Source organism: Modestobacter lacusdianchii (assembly GCF_054177765.1).
Map to the genome: position 1 here is coordinate 121,532 of NZ_JBJJTJ010000012.1, position 15,195 is coordinate 136,726.

A 15,195-nucleotide genomic window follows, 5' to 3' on the forward strand; every position below is an offset into this window, starting at 1 on the left:
AGCCCGAAGGCACGGCGACCAGCCTGCGGGCTCGGCGCGGGCCCACCGGGCCGGCAGGTTGGTCGCCATGACCACCGACACCGCCGTGCTCCCGGCCGGACGCCCTGGCCGGCTCCCCCGCCGCGGCTGGTGGCGACAGCTCGGCGTCGACACCGGTTACGTCCTGCTGGCCCTCCCGGTGTCGCTCCTCGCCTTCGTCCTGGTGGTCACCGGGCTCGCGGTCGGCGTGGGCCTCGTCGTCATCTGGGTCGGCGTCCCCCTGCTGGTCGGCACGCTGTACACCGCCCGCGGGTTCGCCGCCCTGGAGCGCGGCCGGCTGCCCGCGGTGCTGCGGCGGCCCGTGCCGACGCCGGGCTACCGCGCCGCTGCTCCGGGGGCATCCGCCCTCCGCAGGCTCCTCGGGCCACTGCGGGACGCGCAGTGCTGGCTGGACGTGCTGCACGCCCTGCTGCACATGACCGTCGCGATCCCCGCGTTCGTCGTGGCGGTCGTGTGGTGGTCGATCACCCTGACCGGGCTCTCCTCGGTCGCCTGGGACTGGGCGATCCCCTACAGCGGGGCGGAGGAGCCGGAGAACCACACGCTCCCCGAGGTCCTGGGCATGGCCGACACCGGCACGAACCGGGTGCTGCTCTACACCGCGATCGGGGTGCTCTTCGCGCTCACCCTGCCCGCCGTGCTCCGCGGGTGCGCGCTGGCCCAGGCCCAGCTGGGTCGCGGCCTGCTGACCTGGCGGGGCGAGGCGCAGGCCGAGATCGGCCGGCTGGCCGAGGGCCGCGACGCCGCGGTCGCCGCCGAGGCGGTGGCGCTGCGCCGGCTGGAGCGGGACATCCACGACGGCCCGCAACAGCGGCTGGTGCGGCTGAGCATGGACCTGCACCGGGCCGAGCGGATGCTCGAGCGCGACCCTGCCGGCGCCCGGACCACCCTGCGGGAGGCGGCCGAGCAGACCCGGGAGACGCTGGAGGAGCTGCGGGCGCTGTCCCGGGGCATCGCCCCACCGGTGCTCGCCGACCGCGGACTGGCCGCGGCGCTCGCCGCCGTCGCCGCCCGCTCGCCGGTGCCGGTCGAGCTCGCCGTCGACCTCGAGCCGGGGCAGCGGCTCGCCCCGGCGGTCGAGAACTCCGCCTACTTCCTGGTCAGCGAGGCGCTGGCCAACGCCGCCAAGCACAGCGAGGCCACCCTCGCCCGGGTGACCGTGGTGTGCCGGGCCGGCCGGCTGCGCGTCGAGGTCGAGGACGACGGCCGCGGCGGTGCCGTGCTCGCGCCCGGCCACGGCCTGGCCGGGCTCGCCGACCGGCTGCGCGCGGTGGACGGCGTGCTCGCGGTCGACAGCCCCCGCGGCGGACCCACCCGGCTGATCGGAGACCTCCCGTGTCCATGACCACCCCCCGCCGCGTCGTCCTGGCCGAGGACTCGGTGCTGCTGCGCGAGGGCCTGGTCCGGCTGCTCGGGGAGGCCGGCGCCGAGGTCGTCGCCGCCGTCGCCGACGGGCCGAGCCTGGTGCGCGCCGTCGGCGAGCACCGGCCGGACGTCGCCGTCGTCGACGTCCGGATGCCCCCGACGCACACCGACGAGGGGCTGCGCGCCGCCGTGGAGGCCCGCCGGCTCGCCCCGTCGACGGCCGTGCTGGGGCTCAGCCAGTACGTCGAGGTGGCCTACGCCGACGAGCTGCTCGCCGACGGCGCGGGCGGGGTCGGCTACCTGCTCAAGGACCGGGTGGCCCAGGTCGAGCAGTTCCTCACCGCGCTGGACGACGTCGTCGCCGGCGGCACCGTGCTGGACCCGCAGGTGGTCTCCCAGCTGTTCGCCCGCCGCCGCCGGGACGACCCGGTGCAGTCGCTGTCGCCGCGGGAGCGGGAGGTGCTGGGGCTGATCGCCGAGGGGCACTCCAACGCCGCGATCGCCCGCCGGCTGGTCGTCACCCAGGGCGCGGTGGAGAAGCACACCCAGCACATCTTCGCCAAGCTCGGCCTGGCCCAGGACGAGGACCAGCACCGCCGGGTGATGGCCACGCTGGCCTACCTGCGCAGCTGAGGCGGCGGCTCATCCGCCGGCGGCCGCGTCGAAGGCCGCGCCCGCAGCCGGGCCGGCACCCGCGGCCGCCAGGCCTCGGTGAGCAGCTCGGCCAGCTCACCGCGGTCGACCGCCGAGAGCTGGACGACGACCATGCTGCCGTCGCGGTGGTGGTGCGGCACCGAGAAGACCGCCGGGCGCTCGGCGTTCTCCCCGGGCGCCAGCCGGATGGCCACCCACTCCTCCGCCGGGGCATCGAGGCGAACACCTCGTCGCGCACCCGCAGGCACGCCATGTCCCAGGCCGGGCGCTCGGTGGCCTCCCGGAGGGCCAGGGCGACGGCCCGCACGTCGTCCGCGGTTGCTGCCATGGCGGCAGGGTGCCACCGGGCACCGACAGGACGCGTCGTCCTCGGGCTGACCGGCGCCCGGGGGTGGGGCCAGCCCGACCTCGATCGGGGGGCCAGCGGCAACGACGTGATCATCTCGGGCCGAGAGGCTCGGCGCAGCGACACCGCGCCAGCGGTGCCCGAGCCGGAAGGCCCCGCCGTGAGCGTGCCCGTGATGACCGCCCTGCCCGAGACCACCCCACCCCCGCCGCGCGACGGGCTGGCCGTCCGGGTGGCCCGGTGGAGCGCCACCCACCGCTGGACCGTGGTGGGCACCTGGGTGCTCGCCGTGGCGCTCGCCGTGCTGATCGGTGGGCTGACCGGCACCAAGACGCTGACCGGGGCGCAGAGCGGCAGCGGGGAGTCCGGCCGGGCCGACGTCGTCCTGGACGGCGCGGGGTTCCCCGACCCGCCGGTGGAGCAGGTGCTGGTGCAGACCCGGGACGGCGCGGCGCTGGGCGCCCAGGGGGCGGCCGCCGCTGCCGACGTCGCATCCGCGGTGCGCGGGCTGGACGGCGTGGCGGCGGTCGGTGAGCCGGTGCCCTCGGCCGACGGGACCGCGCTGCTGGTGCCGGTCACCCTGGACGTCGGCGAGCTGACCGGCTCGGCCGCCGACGACGCCGCCGAGGCGGCCGTGCTGCCCGTGCTCGACGCCGTGGCCGGCGTGCAGGCCGACCACCCGGACCTGCAGGTCGTGCAGTCCGGTGGCAGCTCGCTGGACGCGGTCGTGGGTGAGCAGCTGGAGGCGGACTTCCTGCGCGCCGAGCTGCTCAGCCTGCCGGTGACCCTCGTCGTCCTGCTGGTGGCCTTCGGTGCCCTGTTCGCCGCGGGCGTGCCGCTGCTGCTCGGCCTCACCGCCGTGGGCGGCGCGCTCGGCCTGGTCGCCCTGGTGTCGCAGCTGACCCCGGTCGACGCCAGCACCGCCAGCGTCGTGCTGCTGATCGGCATGGCCGTCGGGGTCGACTACGCGCTGTTCTACGTGCGCCGGGCCCGGGAGGAGCGGCGGCACGGTGCGCCCACCGCGCTCGCCGTGGAGCTCGCCGCGGCCACCTCCGGCCGCGCGGTGCTGACCTCGGGCATCGCCGTCGCCGTCGCGATGGCCGGCATGTACCTGGCCGGCAGCCCGGTGTTCACCTCGTTCGCGACCGGGACGATCCTGGTCGTGCTGGTGTCGGTGGTCGGCTCCCTCACCGTGCTGCCGGCCACGCTGGTCCTGCTCGGGCGCGGCATCGAGCGGCCGCGGGTCCCGCTGCTCGGCCGGCTGGTGGGCCGCTCGGACGACAGCCGGGTGTGGACCGCCGTCGTCCGTCGGGTCGTGGCCCGCCCGGGTGTCTCGCTGGCGGTGGGCGCCGGCGTGCTGCTCGCGCTGGCCGCGCCGGCGCTGGGGATGCAGACCGCCGACCCCGGCATCGACGCGCTCTCGCGGGACAGCGAGGTGGTGCGCGGCCACGACGCGATCGCCGCGGCCTACCCGCAGGAGGGCAGCACGGACGAGGTGGTCGTCTGGCGGGAGGACGGCGACCGGCTGGACGCCGCCGCCGTCCGGGGTGCCGCCGCCGACCTGGCCGGGCGGCTGCCCGACCCGGCGGCCGCCGGTGAGGTCGAGCTGAGCCCCGACGGCACGGTCGCCCGGCTGCCGATCGCGGGCACCGGGGAGGCCGGCAGCGGAGCGGCGAGGACGGCGCTGACCGAGCTGCGCGAGGCACTGGTGCCCGCTGCCTTCGGCCCGTTGCCCGGTGTCAGCACCGCCGTGACCGGGAGCGCCGCCGGCGACGTCGACTTCGGCGCGACCATGGCGCAGCGGCTGCCGATCGTGATCGGCTTCGTGCTGGCCCTGACCATCGTGGTGCTGACCGTGGCCTTCCGGTCGCTGATGGTCGCGCTGATCGCCGCCGTGCTCACCCTGCTGTCGGTGGGCGCCGCCTACGGCGTGCTGGTGCTGGTCTTCCAGTCCACCTGGGCCGAGGGCCTGCTCGGCTTCACCTCGACCGGGGCGATCGTCTCCTGGATCCCGCTGTTCCTCTTCGTGGTGCTGTTCGGGCTGTCGATGGACTACCACGTCTTCGTGGTCTCCCGGGTGCGGGAGGCGGCGCAGGCGGGCATCCCGCTGCGGCTGGCGGTCACCACCGGGGTCTCCCGGTCCGCCGGCGTGGTGACCAGCGCCGCGGTGGTGATGGTGGCGGTGTTCAGCATCTTCGCCACGTTGTCGATGCTGGAGTTCAAGCAGCTGGGGGTCGGCCTGGCGGTCGCGGTGCTGGTCGACGCCACGCTGGTGCGCGGGGTGCTGTTGCCGGCCACCATGGCGGCGCTGGGCGAGCGCACCTGGTGGCTGCCGCGGTGGCTGCGCCGGCTGCCGGCCGCCGCGCACTGACCGGCCCGCGGAACTGGTTGGCGGATCGTCGCACCTGCCCGGTAGACACCACCCGTGACCGACATCGCCGACCAGCTCCGCCCGATCACCGCCGAGGAGTGGCCGCGGTTCGTCCGCGCCATGCGCACCACGTTCGGCCACGACCACACCGGCCCGTACATGGACTCCCCGGCCCCGGTCGCCGAGCTGGACCGCTCGCTGGCCCTCTTCGACGGTGAGCGGGTGGCCGCCACCGCCGGCATCTACAGCCTGGAGATGAGCGTGCCCGGCGCGGTGGTGCCCACCGCCGGCGTCACCTGGGTGACCGTCTCCCCCACCCACCGGCGGCGCGGGGTGCTCACCGGGATCATGCGCCGGCAGCTCACCGAGGTGCACGAGGCCGGGCGCGAGCCGATCGCGGCGCTGTGGGCCGCGGAGTGGCCGATCTACGGCCGGTTCGGTTACGCCCCGGCTGCCTGGCGGGGCGGCTGGACCGGGCAGACCGAGCGGCTGCGGCTGCGGCCGGACGTCGACTGCGGCACCGGCACCGTGCGGCTGGTCGACCTCGAGGAGTTCCGCCCGGCGGCCGCGGCACTGCACGACCGGGTGCGCCGGTCCGTGCCGGGCAGCACCGCGCGCGACGAGCGGTGGTGGGAGCGGCGGCTCCACGACTCCGCCGAGCTGGCCGCGGGTGGTCCGCCCCGCCAGCTGGCGCTGCACACCGAGGCCGACGGCACGGTCACCGGGTACGCCAGCTACCGGGTGCGGGCCGCCTGGACCGACACCAGCGAGCCCGAGGGCACGCTGACCGTCGAGGAGGTCCGGGCCAGCACCCCGGCCGGCCACGCGGCGCTCTGGCGGTACCTGCTCGGGCACGACCTGATGCGCACGATCGAGTACCCGTACGGCCCCGCGGACGACCCGCTGGTGCACCTGCTGGTCGACGGGCGGGCCTGGCACGCCCGGCCGGTCGATGCGCTCTGGGTCCGGCTGGTCGACGTGGGCGCCGCGCTCTCGGCCCGCCGCTACCCGGCCCCGCTGGACATGGTGTTCGAGGTGCGCGATCGGTTCTGTCCCTGGAACGACGGGCGCTGGCACGTCTGGGGCCACCCGGCCGGTGCTTACAGTGACCGTACCGACCGCGACCCCGACCTGGTCATGGACGTGGAGGCACTGGCGGCGGCCTACCTGGGCGGCGTCTCGTTCGCCGCGCTGCAGGCCGCCGGCCGGGTCACCGAGGTCAGCCCGGGTGCGGTCACCCAGGCCTCGACGGCCTTCGGCTGGCCGGTCGCGCCGTGGTGCCCCGACCAGTTCTAGGGCCCCACCGCTCCCCGCCGCACACGGGCTCGCGGGACCCTGCAGCGGGGCCGTGCCAGCCCGTCAGCCGGGCTGGGTGCCGTCCCACTCCGACAGCGGGGCGCAGTGCCAGCGCCAGGAGGTGACCGGCTCCCGGCCGGGCAGCTCGCCCCGGCCGGTGGCCCACAGCAGCGCCGTCCACGGATCGGCGTCGGCCGGGGCCCACGGGAACAACCGGGCCCGGGTCGCCTCGGCCAGCCGGGCCGGCGGCGTCCAGTCCAGCCCGCGGTCCATCGCCACGTCACCGGTGTGCAGCAGCAGCTCGGCACAGCCCATGCCGGCGAACCCCGATGCGTCGGCCAGGCCCCACTCGTGCGCGCCCCGCTCGTCCGGCCCGGCCGCGTCGACCACCCGGGCGAGCACCTCGGTCGCCGCGGCCAGCTGCAGGCAGGTCTCGGCGAGGTCGGCGTCGGGGCGGCGGACCACGTCGAAGGCGCTCACCTCCACCGGCCCGGCCACCAGGTCCTGGGCGTACCAGGTGAGGCAGGAGGTGATGTGCGCGGCCACGCCCACCACGTCGGTGCCCAGCGTCGGCACCGCCGCCGCCCCGTCGGGCACCCGGGCCAGGAGCTCCTGGACCGCGGCGCCGGCGGCCCGCAGGTCGTCCCCGGTCACCGGCGCCGGCTCACGGGGTGCGGGTGGGCAGCCCGCCGGCCGGGCGGTGCCGGTCCCGCTCGTAGTCGGCCAGCAGGGCGATGCGGCGGGCGTGCCGCTCCTCGCCGCTGAACGGCTCGCGCAGGTAGGTCAGCACCAGCGCGGTCGCCTCCTCGACGTCGTGCTGCCGGTTGCCCACGGCGGCGACGTTGGCGTTGTTGTGCTGGCGGGCCAGCTTCGCGGTGCTCTCGTTCCAGATCAGCGCGGCCCGCACGCCGGGGACCTTGTTCGCCGCGATCTGCTCGCCGTTGCCGGAGCCGCCGATGACGATGCCGAGGCTGCCGGGCTCGGTCACGACCCGCTCCCCCACCTCGAAGCAGAACGGCGGGTAGTCGTCCTGCGGGTCGTAGTCGAAGGCGCCGCAGTCGACGGGCTCGAAGCCCTCGTCGGCGAGCACCTGCATCAGGTGGGACTTCAGTTCGAGACCGGCGTGGTCGGTGCCGAGGAAGACGCGCATGGTCCCGATCATCGCAGGACTGCTGGCAGGCTGGCCGGGTGGCGGTGCTCGGGGTCGACGGCTGGCGCGGCAGGTGGGTCGGTGCGCTGCTCGAGGAGCGCACCGTCGAGCTGCTGCTGCTCGACGACGCGGCGGCGGTGCTCGCCGTACCGGAGGTCTCCCTCGTGGCCGTCGACATGCCGATCGGGCTGTCCGAGGACGGCGTCCGGGCCTGCGACGTGGAGGCCGCGGGGCTGCTGCGGCCCACCGGTGCGGCCAGCTCGGTCTTCCCCACGCCGGTGCGGGCGGTGCTGTCCTCCGACGACTACGCCGAGGCCCGGGTGGTCTCCCGGGCGGCCACCGTCCCGCCCCGCGCACCGTCGGCCCAGGCCTTCATGCTGGTGCCCTCGATCCGCGCCCTCGACGACGCCCTCGGCGACCCGCCGACCGACCGGGTGGTCGAGGTGCACCCCGAGCTGGCGTTCCGGCTGGGCCTCGGCGGGGTGACCGACCGCAAGGGCACCGCCCGCGGCGCCGTGCAGCGGCTGCGGGCCCTGCGCCCGGTGATGGACGTCGAGGAGGCGCTCGCCGGGGCACCGGCCGGCGTCCCGCTGGTCGACGCGCTCGACGCCTGCGCCGCCGCCTGGTCGGCCCGGCGCCTGGCGGCCGGCACCGCCGAGTGCGTGGGCGACGGGACGACGGACTCGCGCGGGCGGCCGATGCGGATCTGCTGGTGACCGCCGGGTGGCGGGAGGTCGGCGACCGCGTGTTCGTGCGCCGGCACCGGGAGCTCGACCTGAACTGCGGCCTGGTCGTGGGTGACGGCGGCTGCCTGGTGGTCGACACCCGCTCGCACCTCGGCGAGGGGCGGGCGCTGGCCGAGGCGGTGCGGGCGGTGACCCCGCACCCGTGGACGGTGGTGAACACCCACGCCCACTTCGACCACTGCTTCGGCAACGCCGCGTTCCGCCCGGCCGCCGTCTGGGGGCACCGCCGGTGCGCCGAGGAGCTGGAGGCGACCGGCGAGCAGCAGCGTGCCTCCGTGGTCACCGGGCTGCGGGAGGACGGCGACCCCGCGGCCGAGCTCGTCGCCACCGCGCCGATCGACCCGCCCGACCGCCTCGTCGACGACGTCGCCGTGCTCGACGTGGGCGGCCGGGCGGTGACGCTGCGGCACCTGGGCCGGGGTCACACCGGCGCCGACCTGGTGGTGGCCGTGGACGACGTCGTCTTCGCCGGGGACCTGGTCGAGGAGGGCTCACCGCCGGCGATGGAGGACGCCTACCCCCTGGAGTGGGCGCAGACGGTCACGGGGGTGCTCCAGCTGGTGCGGGGTCCCGTCGTGCCGGGGCACGGCGCGGTGGTGGACGCCGCCTTCGTGGCTGAACAGCGCGACGAGCTGGCCCGGCTGGCGACCTGGCTGACCGACCCCGCGACACCGGCGCCCTTCGACGAGGCCACCCGGGAGACCGCCCGGACCAGGCTCTGAACGACCACGGCGCTCGCGCTCGTGGCGGCCCGCCCGCAGCGGCAGGACGGCCTCAGGTCAGCCGGCGGACCAGCGGCAGGGGGAGGACGCGCAACAGCCCGGCGATCGGTCGCCACGGCCACTCCGGCACGTAGGCCCGCACCGGCTCCCGCTCGATCGCCGCGGTGAGGGCGGTGACGCCGGTCTGCAGGTCGACGGTGAACGGGCCGCGGCGGCCGACGTTGATGTCGGTCTCGATGAACCCGGGGTGGATGGTGCTCACCCGGATCCCGCGGGTGCTGCGGTCGCCCAGCAGGTCGGCGCGGATGCCCTCGGCCAGCACTGCGTCGGCGGCCTTGGAGGTGGCGTACGCCGTCCGGGTGCCGCCCATCCCCCGCACCCCGGCGACCGAGGAGATCACCACCAGGTGACCACTGCCCTGGGCGCGGAACAGCGCGACGGCTGCCTCGCAGCAGGCGTGGGTGCCCAGCACGTTGGTGACGAGCACCTGCCGGTTGGGCCGGGCGCCGCCGGTGCCCACCGGCACGCCCTTGCCCACTCCGGCGTTGGCGACGAACCGGTCGACGCCGCCGAGCTCCCCGGCGAGCGCCGGCACGGTCGCCGCGACGGCCTCCGGGTCGTCGACGTCCAGCTCGCCGATCACGATCCGGATGCCCGGGTGCCGGCTCAGCAGCTCGTCACGGAGCTCGGCCAGGCGGTCCAGCCGTCGGGCCACCAGGACCAGGTCGCGGCCGCGGGCCGAGAACTCACGGGCCATGCCCTGACCGAGGCCGGCGCTCGCACCGGTGATGAAGACACGCTGGCGGACGGGGTGCGGCACCCGGTCATCGTGCCGCACCCAGCCCGTCGCGGCCTGGAACGGCCCCCGTCCAGAGGCTCGGCCCGAGCCTGCGAGGGTCGAGGAGGACGGGGGTCCTTCTTCAGCGGGTGCCGGTGAGCTCCAGGGCGTCGGCGGGGACGGAGGACATGTCCGGACCGGCGGTGCGGGTGCGCTTGAGCTCCCAGAAGTCGGGCAGGTTGGCCAGCAGGACGGCGCCGTCGAAGGCCTTGCCGGCGTCCTCGCCGGTGGGCACCTTGCTGATCACCGGGCCGAAGAAGGCCACCCCGTCGATGTGCATGACCGGGGTGCCGACGTCGTCGCCCACCGGGTCCATGCCCTCGTGGTGGCTCTTCTCCAGCGCCTCGTCGTACTCGGTCGAGGACGCCGCCTGGGCCAGCTCGGCCGGCAGGCCGACCCGCTCGAGGGCCGGGGCGATGACGTCCTCGATCTCCAGCCCGTCGTGGTGCCGCAGGGTGCCCATCGCGGTGTAGAGGTCACCCAGGACGGCGTCGCCGTGCTGCTGGGCGGCGGCGACGGCGACCCGCACCGGGCCGATCGCCTTGGCCATCATCTCCTGGTACTCCTCGGGCAGGTCACGACCACGGTTGAGCACCGACAGCGACATCACGTGCCAGTGCAGGTCGATGTCGCGCACCTTCGCGGCCTCCAGCACCCAGCGGCTGGTCAGCCAGGCCCACGGGCACAGCGGGTCGAACCAGAAGTCGACGCGGGCCGTCACGGGGGCGCTCTGCACTGCCTCGGTCATGGGTGCTCCTCAGTCTGTCGTCGGTGCTCCGGGCGCTCGTCCGAGCGGCGACCGGTCGTCTGGGGCCTGCAAGGCAGGTCGTCCCCGGCGTGTTCCCAGGCCCCGCCGGGACCACACCAGGCGAGACCGTCGGCCCCGCATGGGAGGCTCCGGGGCGTGGCAGTTCCCAATCTGACTCGTGACGACGCCGCGGCCCGCGCCGCCCTCCTGGCCGTCTCCAGCTACGACCTCTTCCTGGACGTGACCGACGGCCAGGGCCATCCCGGCGAGGAGACGTTCCGCTCGGTCACCACCATCCAGTTCCAGGCCCGCACCCCCGGCGCCGACACCTTCGTCGACCTGGTCGCCGAGCGGGTCCGGTCGGCGACCCTCAACGGGGTGGAGCTGGACGTCAGCGGCTACACCGAGGAGGGCGGCCTCGCCCTGCCCGGTCTGGCCGAGTCCAACGAGCTCGTCGTCGACGCCGACTGCCGCTACTCCCGCACCGGGGAGGGCCTGCACCGGTTCGCCGACCCCGAGGACGAGCAGGTCTACCTCTACACGCACTTCGAGCCGGCCGAGGCCAAGCGGATGTTCGCCTGCTTCGACCAGCCCGACCTCAAGGCCACCTTCACCGTGCACGTGACCGCGCCCTTCGACTGGCAGGTGGTCAGCAACACCGGCGACCGCACCATCGAGGCCGGTGAGGCCGGGTCGCAGCTGGTGCACTTCACCCCCACCAAGCGGATCTCCACCTACCTGGTGGCGCTCGTGGCCGGCCCCTACGCGCGGGTCACCGACCTGCACGACGGCATCCCGCTGGGCATCTACTGCCGGGCGTCGCTGGCCCAGCACCTCGACCCGGACGAGATCTTCGCGGTCACCAAGGCCGGGTTCGACTTCTACCACCGGGTCTTCGACTACCCGTACCCGTTCGACAAGTACGACCAGCTCTTCGTCCCCGAGTTCAACGCCGGGGCGATGGAGAACGCCGGCTGCGTGACCTTCCTCGAGGACTACGTCTTCCGGTCCAAGACCAGCCGGGCCCGCTACGAGCGGCGCGCGGAGACGATCCTGCACGAGCTGGCGCACATGTGGTTCGGCGACCTGGTGACCATGCGCTGGTGGGACGACCTGTGGCTCAACGAGTCCTTCGCCACCTACATCTCCACGCTGTGCCAGGCCGAGGCGACCGAGTACACGACGGCCTGGACGACGTTCGCCAACACCGAGAAGAGCTGGGCCTACGCCCAGGACCAGCTGCCCTCCACGCACCCGATCGCCGCCGACATGGTCGACGTCGCCGCGGTCGAGGTGAACTTCGACGGCATCACCTACGCCAAGGGCGCCTCGGTGCTCAAGCAGCTGGTGGCCTACGTCGGGCAGGAGGACTTCCTCGCCGGGGTGCGCCGGTACTTCCGCAAGCACGAGTACGGCAACACCACCCTCGACGACCTGCTCAGCGAGCTGTCCGAGGCGTCGGGCCGGGACCTGTCGGACTGGTCGGCCCAGTGGCTGCAGACCAGCCAGGTGAACACCCTGCGCCCGGTGTACGAGCTCGACGACTCCGGCCGCTACTCGTCCTTCGCGATCGAGCAGACGGCGGTGCCGGCGCACCCGGTGCTGCGCCGGCACCGGCTGGCCGTCGGCCTCTACAGCGCCGGCCCCGACGGGCTGACCCGGTCGCACCGGGTGGAGCTGGACGTCGACGGCGCCCGCACCGAGGTCGCCGAGCTGGTCGGGCACCCGGCGGCCGACCTGGTGCTGGTCAACGACGACGACCTCACCTACGCCAAGCTGCGGCTCGACGAGCGTTCGCTGGCCACCCTGCGCAGCCAGATCGGGGCCATCCCGGACTCGCTGCCGCGCGCGCTGTGCTGGTCGGCGGCCTGGGACATGACCCGGGACGGTGAGCTGGCCGCCCGCGACTGGGTGCAGCTGGTGCTGGCCGGTGTCGACGCCGAGACCGAGATCAGCGTCGTCCAGTCGCTGCTGGCCCGGGTGCAGTCCGCCCTGGCCTCCTACGCCGCCCCGGCGTGGGCACCGACCGGCTGGGCGCTGCTGGGCGACAAGGCGCTGGCGGCCCTGCACGCCGCGGAGCCGGGCAGCGACGCGCAGCTGCAGTGGTCGCGCACGCTCGCCGCCGCCGCCCGCACCGACGAGCACGTGGCCGCGCTGCGTGGCCTGCTCGACGGCTCGGTGACCGTGGAGGGTCTCGCCGTCGACGCCGACGCGCGCTGGGCGTTCCTGCAGGGCCTCGTGGCCGTGGGTGCCGCCGGCGACGCCGAGATCGACGCCGAGGCCGAGCGGGACGCGACCGCAACCGGCGCACGCCGGGCCGCCACCACGCGGGCGCTGCGGCCCACCGCGGAGTCGAAGGCGGAGACCTGGGAGCGGGCGTTCACCGACGAGTCGATCCCCAACGCCGTGCACGAGGCGATGGTCGCCGGCTTCTGGCACCCGGCCCAGCAGGAGCTCACCGCTCCCTACGTCGACCGGTACTTCGCCGACATCCGCGGCCTCTGGGACCGGCGTCCGGGTGAGATCGCCAAGAACGCCGTGGAGTACCTGTTCCCGAAGGTCATCGACGACGCGACCCTGGCCGCGGCCGACGCCTGGCTGGCCGACGAGTCCGCTCCCGCGCCGCTGCGTCGGCTGGTGAGCGAGGGCCGGGACGGCGTGGCCCGGGCGCTGTGGGCCCGCCGCCGGGACGCCGCCGCCGGCTGAGCGAGGAGCCGGCCCCACCGCGACCCGCAGGCTCGCGGTGGGGCCGGCGGCTCGTGCCGTGACCCCACCAGGGGCCTGCCACGCGCCCCGGCCGGCTGGAACCGGCAGGCAGCGGTGACCGCGGCGGCTGCAGAGGTGACCCGGCGCAGGCGGGAACGCGACGAGGCCCCGTCCCGCGGAGGGGACGGGGCCTCGTCGGTCTCAGCGGTGGCTGAGGCGTTCGGGCTCGGCGGACGTCAGTGGCCGGTGGCGACGCCCCGCGAGGCGTGGTCGCCCAGCCGGCTCGGGTGACCGGCGGCGTCGGACATCTGCCGCAGGCCGTTGATGATCGCGCCGACCAGGTCGCCCGACCCGAGCCGACCGGTCATCGACAGGACGGCGAGCGCGCAGGCCCGGTCGGGCAGCCGGCGGGCGGCGGTCGCACCGGTGACGATCTCCAGCACCCGCTGGCCGGGCGACAGTGCGACGAGCACGCTGTTGGCGGTGTCACCGCCGGACCGGGCGTGCAGGTCCTCGGCCGTCGCCCGGGTGTCGGTGCCCAGCTCGCCCACGTAGAGGGTGAACCGCAGCCCGGTCTCCCGGGAGGACATGGTCAGCGCCTCGTCGAGGCGGGCGAGGTCCCGGTAGCTGAACGGCCCGGAGCCGGGCTCCATGACCGAGCTGTTGCCGGTCTCCTGCGTCGCGCTGGGGCCGTACTGGTCGGCGGCCGGCTGCCGGTTGAGCTGCTGGGTCATCGGGGGCGTGTCTCCGGAGGAAGGCGGGTGCTGGGCGGCGGAGGTGCTCATCGTCGCGTCACCAGGTCCCGCGGGCGCCGCCGGCAGCGGTCCGCCGGACGGCCTCGTGGCCGTGGTCGGAGCCGTGCGGGTACTGGCCGATGGCCAGCGCCGCGGCGGTGGCGCCGAGCCCAGGGGCTGCGTGCCCGGCGGCCCCGTGGTCGTCGTCGTGGCCACCGACCACGCCGGGGACGTCGGGGTGCGGCTCGTACCAGACGGCTGCGTGCTCCCAGGGCTGGCCGGGGCGGTACTGCGTCCGGTCCTTGCCGCGGCCGGGGATCAGCGTCGCCGCCGCGAACAGCAGGACCACCACCAGCGGGATGACGCCGTAGATGAGCACGGTCTCGATCACGGGCATGGCCGCAATCTACCGGGAGCCCCGGTCACCGGCCCGGCAGGACGGTCACCACAGGGCGGGGTGTCGGTGCGCCCAGGGCCGGGCCTCCTCCAGCTGGGCCGACAGCGAGATCAGCGTCGCCTCGTCGGCCGGCCGACCCACCAGCATCGTGCCGACCGGCAGCCCGCCCGCCGTCCACCACAGCGGCACGCTGACCGCCGGCTGACCGGTGACGTTGTAGACGGCCGGGAACGCGGCGTAGCGCTTCTGGCGCTCGAAGTCCTCCGCGCCGTCGTCCCCGAACCAGCCCACCGGCCGGGGCGGCATGGTGCAGACCGGTGCGAGCAGCACGTCGAAGTGGCTGGTCGCCTGCAGGAAGCGACGGGAGAACACCCGCAGCCGGAACATCGCCTCCATCGCGTCCCGGGCCGACAGCGCCAGGCCCCGGTCGCGGAGGAAGCGGGTGAGCGGGCGCAGCTCGCCCAGCTGCCCGGCCGGCACCGGCAGGGTCGTCGCCGACAGCGCCCAGACCACCTCGAAGGCGGGGAAGACCTCCGGGGTCAGCGGGGAGGCCGGCAGGTCCTCGACGTCGTGCCCGAGGTCGGTCAGCAGGCGGGAGGCGTCCTCGAACGCGGCCCGGACCTCCGGGTCGAGGTCCGCGCCGGGCATGCCGGAGTCCAGGTACCGGCCGATCCGCAGCCGGCCCGGTTCGCGGTCGGCGTGCCCCAGGAAGGTCTCCCCCGCCGGCAGGGGCGGCGCCCAGTACGGGTCGCCCACCACCGGCCCGGCCATCGCGTCCAGCATCGCCGCGGCGTCGCGCACCGTCCGGGCCAGCGGGCCCTGCACGCCGAGGCCGGTCGTCTCGCTGCCCAGCGGCGCGTTGCTCACCCGGCCCCGGCTGGGCTTGATCCCGAACAGCCCGTTGATCCCGGCCGGGATGCGGATCGAGCCCCCGCCGTCCGAGCCGTGCGCGAACGGGAGCAGCCCGGGGGGGGGGGGGGGGGGGGGGGGGGCGCGGGCGCGGGCGGCCCGCCCCCGGGAGGCCCCGGGGCAGCGGGCGGGTCCGACGGGGGCGGTGGCGGGGGTCGATGGGAGGCCCTACTA

15 protein-coding genes are annotated in these 15,195 nt (G+C 75.6%); 7 read left to right on the forward strand and 8 right to left on the reverse strand.

What is annotated here, in order from left to right:
• Positions 1-67: 67 nt before the first annotated feature.
• The gene (locus ACJTNH_RS11310) at positions 68-1,384 is read left to right on the forward strand and encodes a sensor histidine kinase (protein WP_458175632.1); all 1,317 of its coding nucleotides are present in this window, start codon (positions 68-70) and stop codon (positions 1,382-1,384) included.
• Entirely contained in the window at positions 1,381-2,037 is a 657-nt protein-coding gene (locus ACJTNH_RS11315) for a response regulator (protein WP_458175634.1), read from the forward strand. Before ACJTNH_RS11310 ends, ACJTNH_RS11315 begins: the two co-directional genes overlap by 4 nt.
• On the opposite strand, the gene ACJTNH_RS11320 is transcribed toward ACJTNH_RS11315, so the two are convergent.
• Positions 2,022-2,252, reverse strand: coding sequence for a hypothetical protein (locus ACJTNH_RS11320; RefSeq protein WP_458175636.1), 231 nt, complete (start codon positions 2,250-2,252; stop codon positions 2,022-2,024). The two genes, ACJTNH_RS11315 and ACJTNH_RS11320, sit on opposite strands and share 16 nt — an antisense overlap.
• Before the next feature lie 312 nt (positions 2,253-2,564).
• Here ACJTNH_RS11320 and ACJTNH_RS11325 point away from each other — a divergent pair, with 312 nt between their 5' ends.
• The gene (locus ACJTNH_RS11325) at positions 2,565-4,775 is read left to right on the forward strand and encodes an MMPL family transporter (protein WP_458175638.1); all 2,211 of its coding nucleotides are present in this window, start codon (positions 2,565-2,567) and stop codon (positions 4,773-4,775) included.
• Positions 4,776-4,829: 54 nt separating this feature from the next.
• On the forward strand, positions 4,830-6,071 hold the full coding sequence (locus tag ACJTNH_RS11330; RefSeq protein ID WP_458175640.1) for a GNAT family N-acetyltransferase: 1,242 nt from the start codon (positions 4,830-4,832) through the stop codon (positions 6,069-6,071).
• Positions 6,072-6,134: 63 nt separating this feature from the next.
• On the opposite strand, the gene ACJTNH_RS11335 is transcribed toward ACJTNH_RS11330, so the two are convergent.
• Both ACJTNH_RS11335 and ACJTNH_RS11340 read right to left on the reverse strand, forming a co-directional pair.
• Positions 6,135-6,725 carry a hypothetical protein gene (locus ACJTNH_RS11335; protein WP_458175642.1) on the reverse strand — a complete coding sequence of 197 codons (591 nt, stop codon included), beginning with the start codon at positions 6,723-6,725 and terminating at the stop codon, positions 6,135-6,137.
• A 10-nt stretch (positions 6,726-6,735) separates the two neighbouring features.
• The gene (locus ACJTNH_RS11340) at positions 6,736-7,221 is read right to left on the reverse strand and encodes a ribose-5-phosphate isomerase (RefSeq protein WP_458175644.1); all 486 of its coding nucleotides are present in this window, start codon (positions 7,219-7,221) and stop codon (positions 6,736-6,738) included.
• A 38-nt stretch (positions 7,222-7,259) separates the two neighbouring features.
• On the opposite strand from ACJTNH_RS11340, the gene ACJTNH_RS11345 reads away from it, so the two are divergent.
• A complete protein-coding gene (locus ACJTNH_RS11345) occupies positions 7,260-7,937 on the forward strand; it encodes a DUF429 domain-containing protein (RefSeq protein ID WP_458175646.1) in 678 nt (225 codons plus the stop codon).
• A complete protein-coding gene (locus ACJTNH_RS11350) occupies positions 7,934-8,689 on the forward strand; it encodes an MBL fold metallo-hydrolase (RefSeq protein ID WP_458175648.1) in 756 nt (251 codons plus the stop codon). The genes ACJTNH_RS11345 and ACJTNH_RS11350 overlap by 4 nt, the downstream gene beginning before the upstream one ends.
• 52 nt (positions 8,690-8,741) lie before the next feature.
• Here the strand turns inward: ACJTNH_RS11350 and ACJTNH_RS11355 are convergent, their stop codons facing one another.
• Both ACJTNH_RS11355 and ACJTNH_RS11360 read right to left on the reverse strand, forming a co-directional pair.
• On the reverse strand, positions 8,742-9,509 hold the full coding sequence (locus ACJTNH_RS11355) for an SDR family oxidoreductase (protein ID WP_458175650.1): 768 nt from the start codon (positions 9,507-9,509) through the stop codon (positions 8,742-8,744).
• 100 nt (positions 9,510-9,609) lie between these two features.
• Positions 9,610-10,275: a DsbA family oxidoreductase gene (locus ACJTNH_RS11360; RefSeq protein WP_458175652.1), complete on the reverse strand. Its 666-nt coding sequence runs from the start codon at positions 10,273-10,275 to the stop codon at positions 9,610-9,612.
• 156 nt (positions 10,276-10,431) lie between these two features.
• Between ACJTNH_RS11360 and pepN the strand changes: the two genes are divergently transcribed.
• Positions 10,432-12,981: an aminopeptidase N gene (gene pepN, locus ACJTNH_RS11365; protein ID WP_458175654.1), complete on the forward strand. Its 2,550-nt coding sequence runs from the start codon at positions 10,432-10,434 to the stop codon at positions 12,979-12,981.
• Between the two features lie 236 nt (positions 12,982-13,217).
• Here the strand turns inward: pepN and ACJTNH_RS11370 are convergent, their stop codons facing one another.
• From ACJTNH_RS11370 to ACJTNH_RS11380, 3 genes are read right to left on the reverse strand one after another with little or no spacing between them, the layout of a single operon-like run.
• A complete protein-coding gene (locus ACJTNH_RS11370; protein ID WP_458175656.1) occupies positions 13,218-13,715 on the reverse strand; it encodes a DUF5130 family protein in 498 nt (165 codons plus the stop codon).
• Between the two features lie 58 nt (positions 13,716-13,773).
• A complete protein-coding gene (ctaJ, locus tag ACJTNH_RS11375; RefSeq protein ID WP_458175658.1) occupies positions 13,774-14,112 on the reverse strand; it encodes an aa3-type cytochrome oxidase subunit CtaJ in 339 nt (112 codons plus the stop codon).
• A gap of 45 nt (positions 14,113-14,157) precedes the next feature.
• Entirely contained in the window at positions 14,158-15,075 is a 918-nt protein-coding gene (locus ACJTNH_RS11380; RefSeq protein WP_458175668.1) for an amidase, read from the reverse strand.
• Positions 15,076-15,195 lie beyond the last annotated feature (120 nt).

Excerpts from the sequence above, each read along its gene's own strand:
- ACJTNH_RS11360 (WP_458175652.1), bottom strand. The coding sequence starts at position 10,275 with ATGACCGAGGCAGTGCAGAGCGCCCCCGTGACGGCCCGCGTCGACTTC.
- ACJTNH_RS11310 (WP_458175632.1), top strand. The coding sequence starts at position 68 with ATGACCACCGACACCGCCGTGCTCCCGGCCGGACGCCCTGGCCGGCTC.
- ACJTNH_RS11370 (WP_458175656.1), bottom strand. The coding sequence starts at position 13,715 with ATGACCCAGCAGCTCAACCGGCAGCCGGCCGCCGACCAGTACGGCCCC.
- ACJTNH_RS11315 (WP_458175634.1), top strand. The coding sequence starts at position 1,381 with ATGACCACCCCCCGCCGCGTCGTCCTGGCCGAGGACTCGGTGCTGCTG.
- ACJTNH_RS11340 (WP_458175644.1), bottom strand. The coding sequence starts at position 7,221 with ATGCGCGTCTTCCTCGGCACCGACCACGCCGGTCTCGAACTGAAGTCC.
- ctaJ (WP_458175658.1), bottom strand. The coding sequence starts at position 14,112 with ATGCCCGTGATCGAGACCGTGCTCATCTACGGCGTCATCCCGCTGGTG.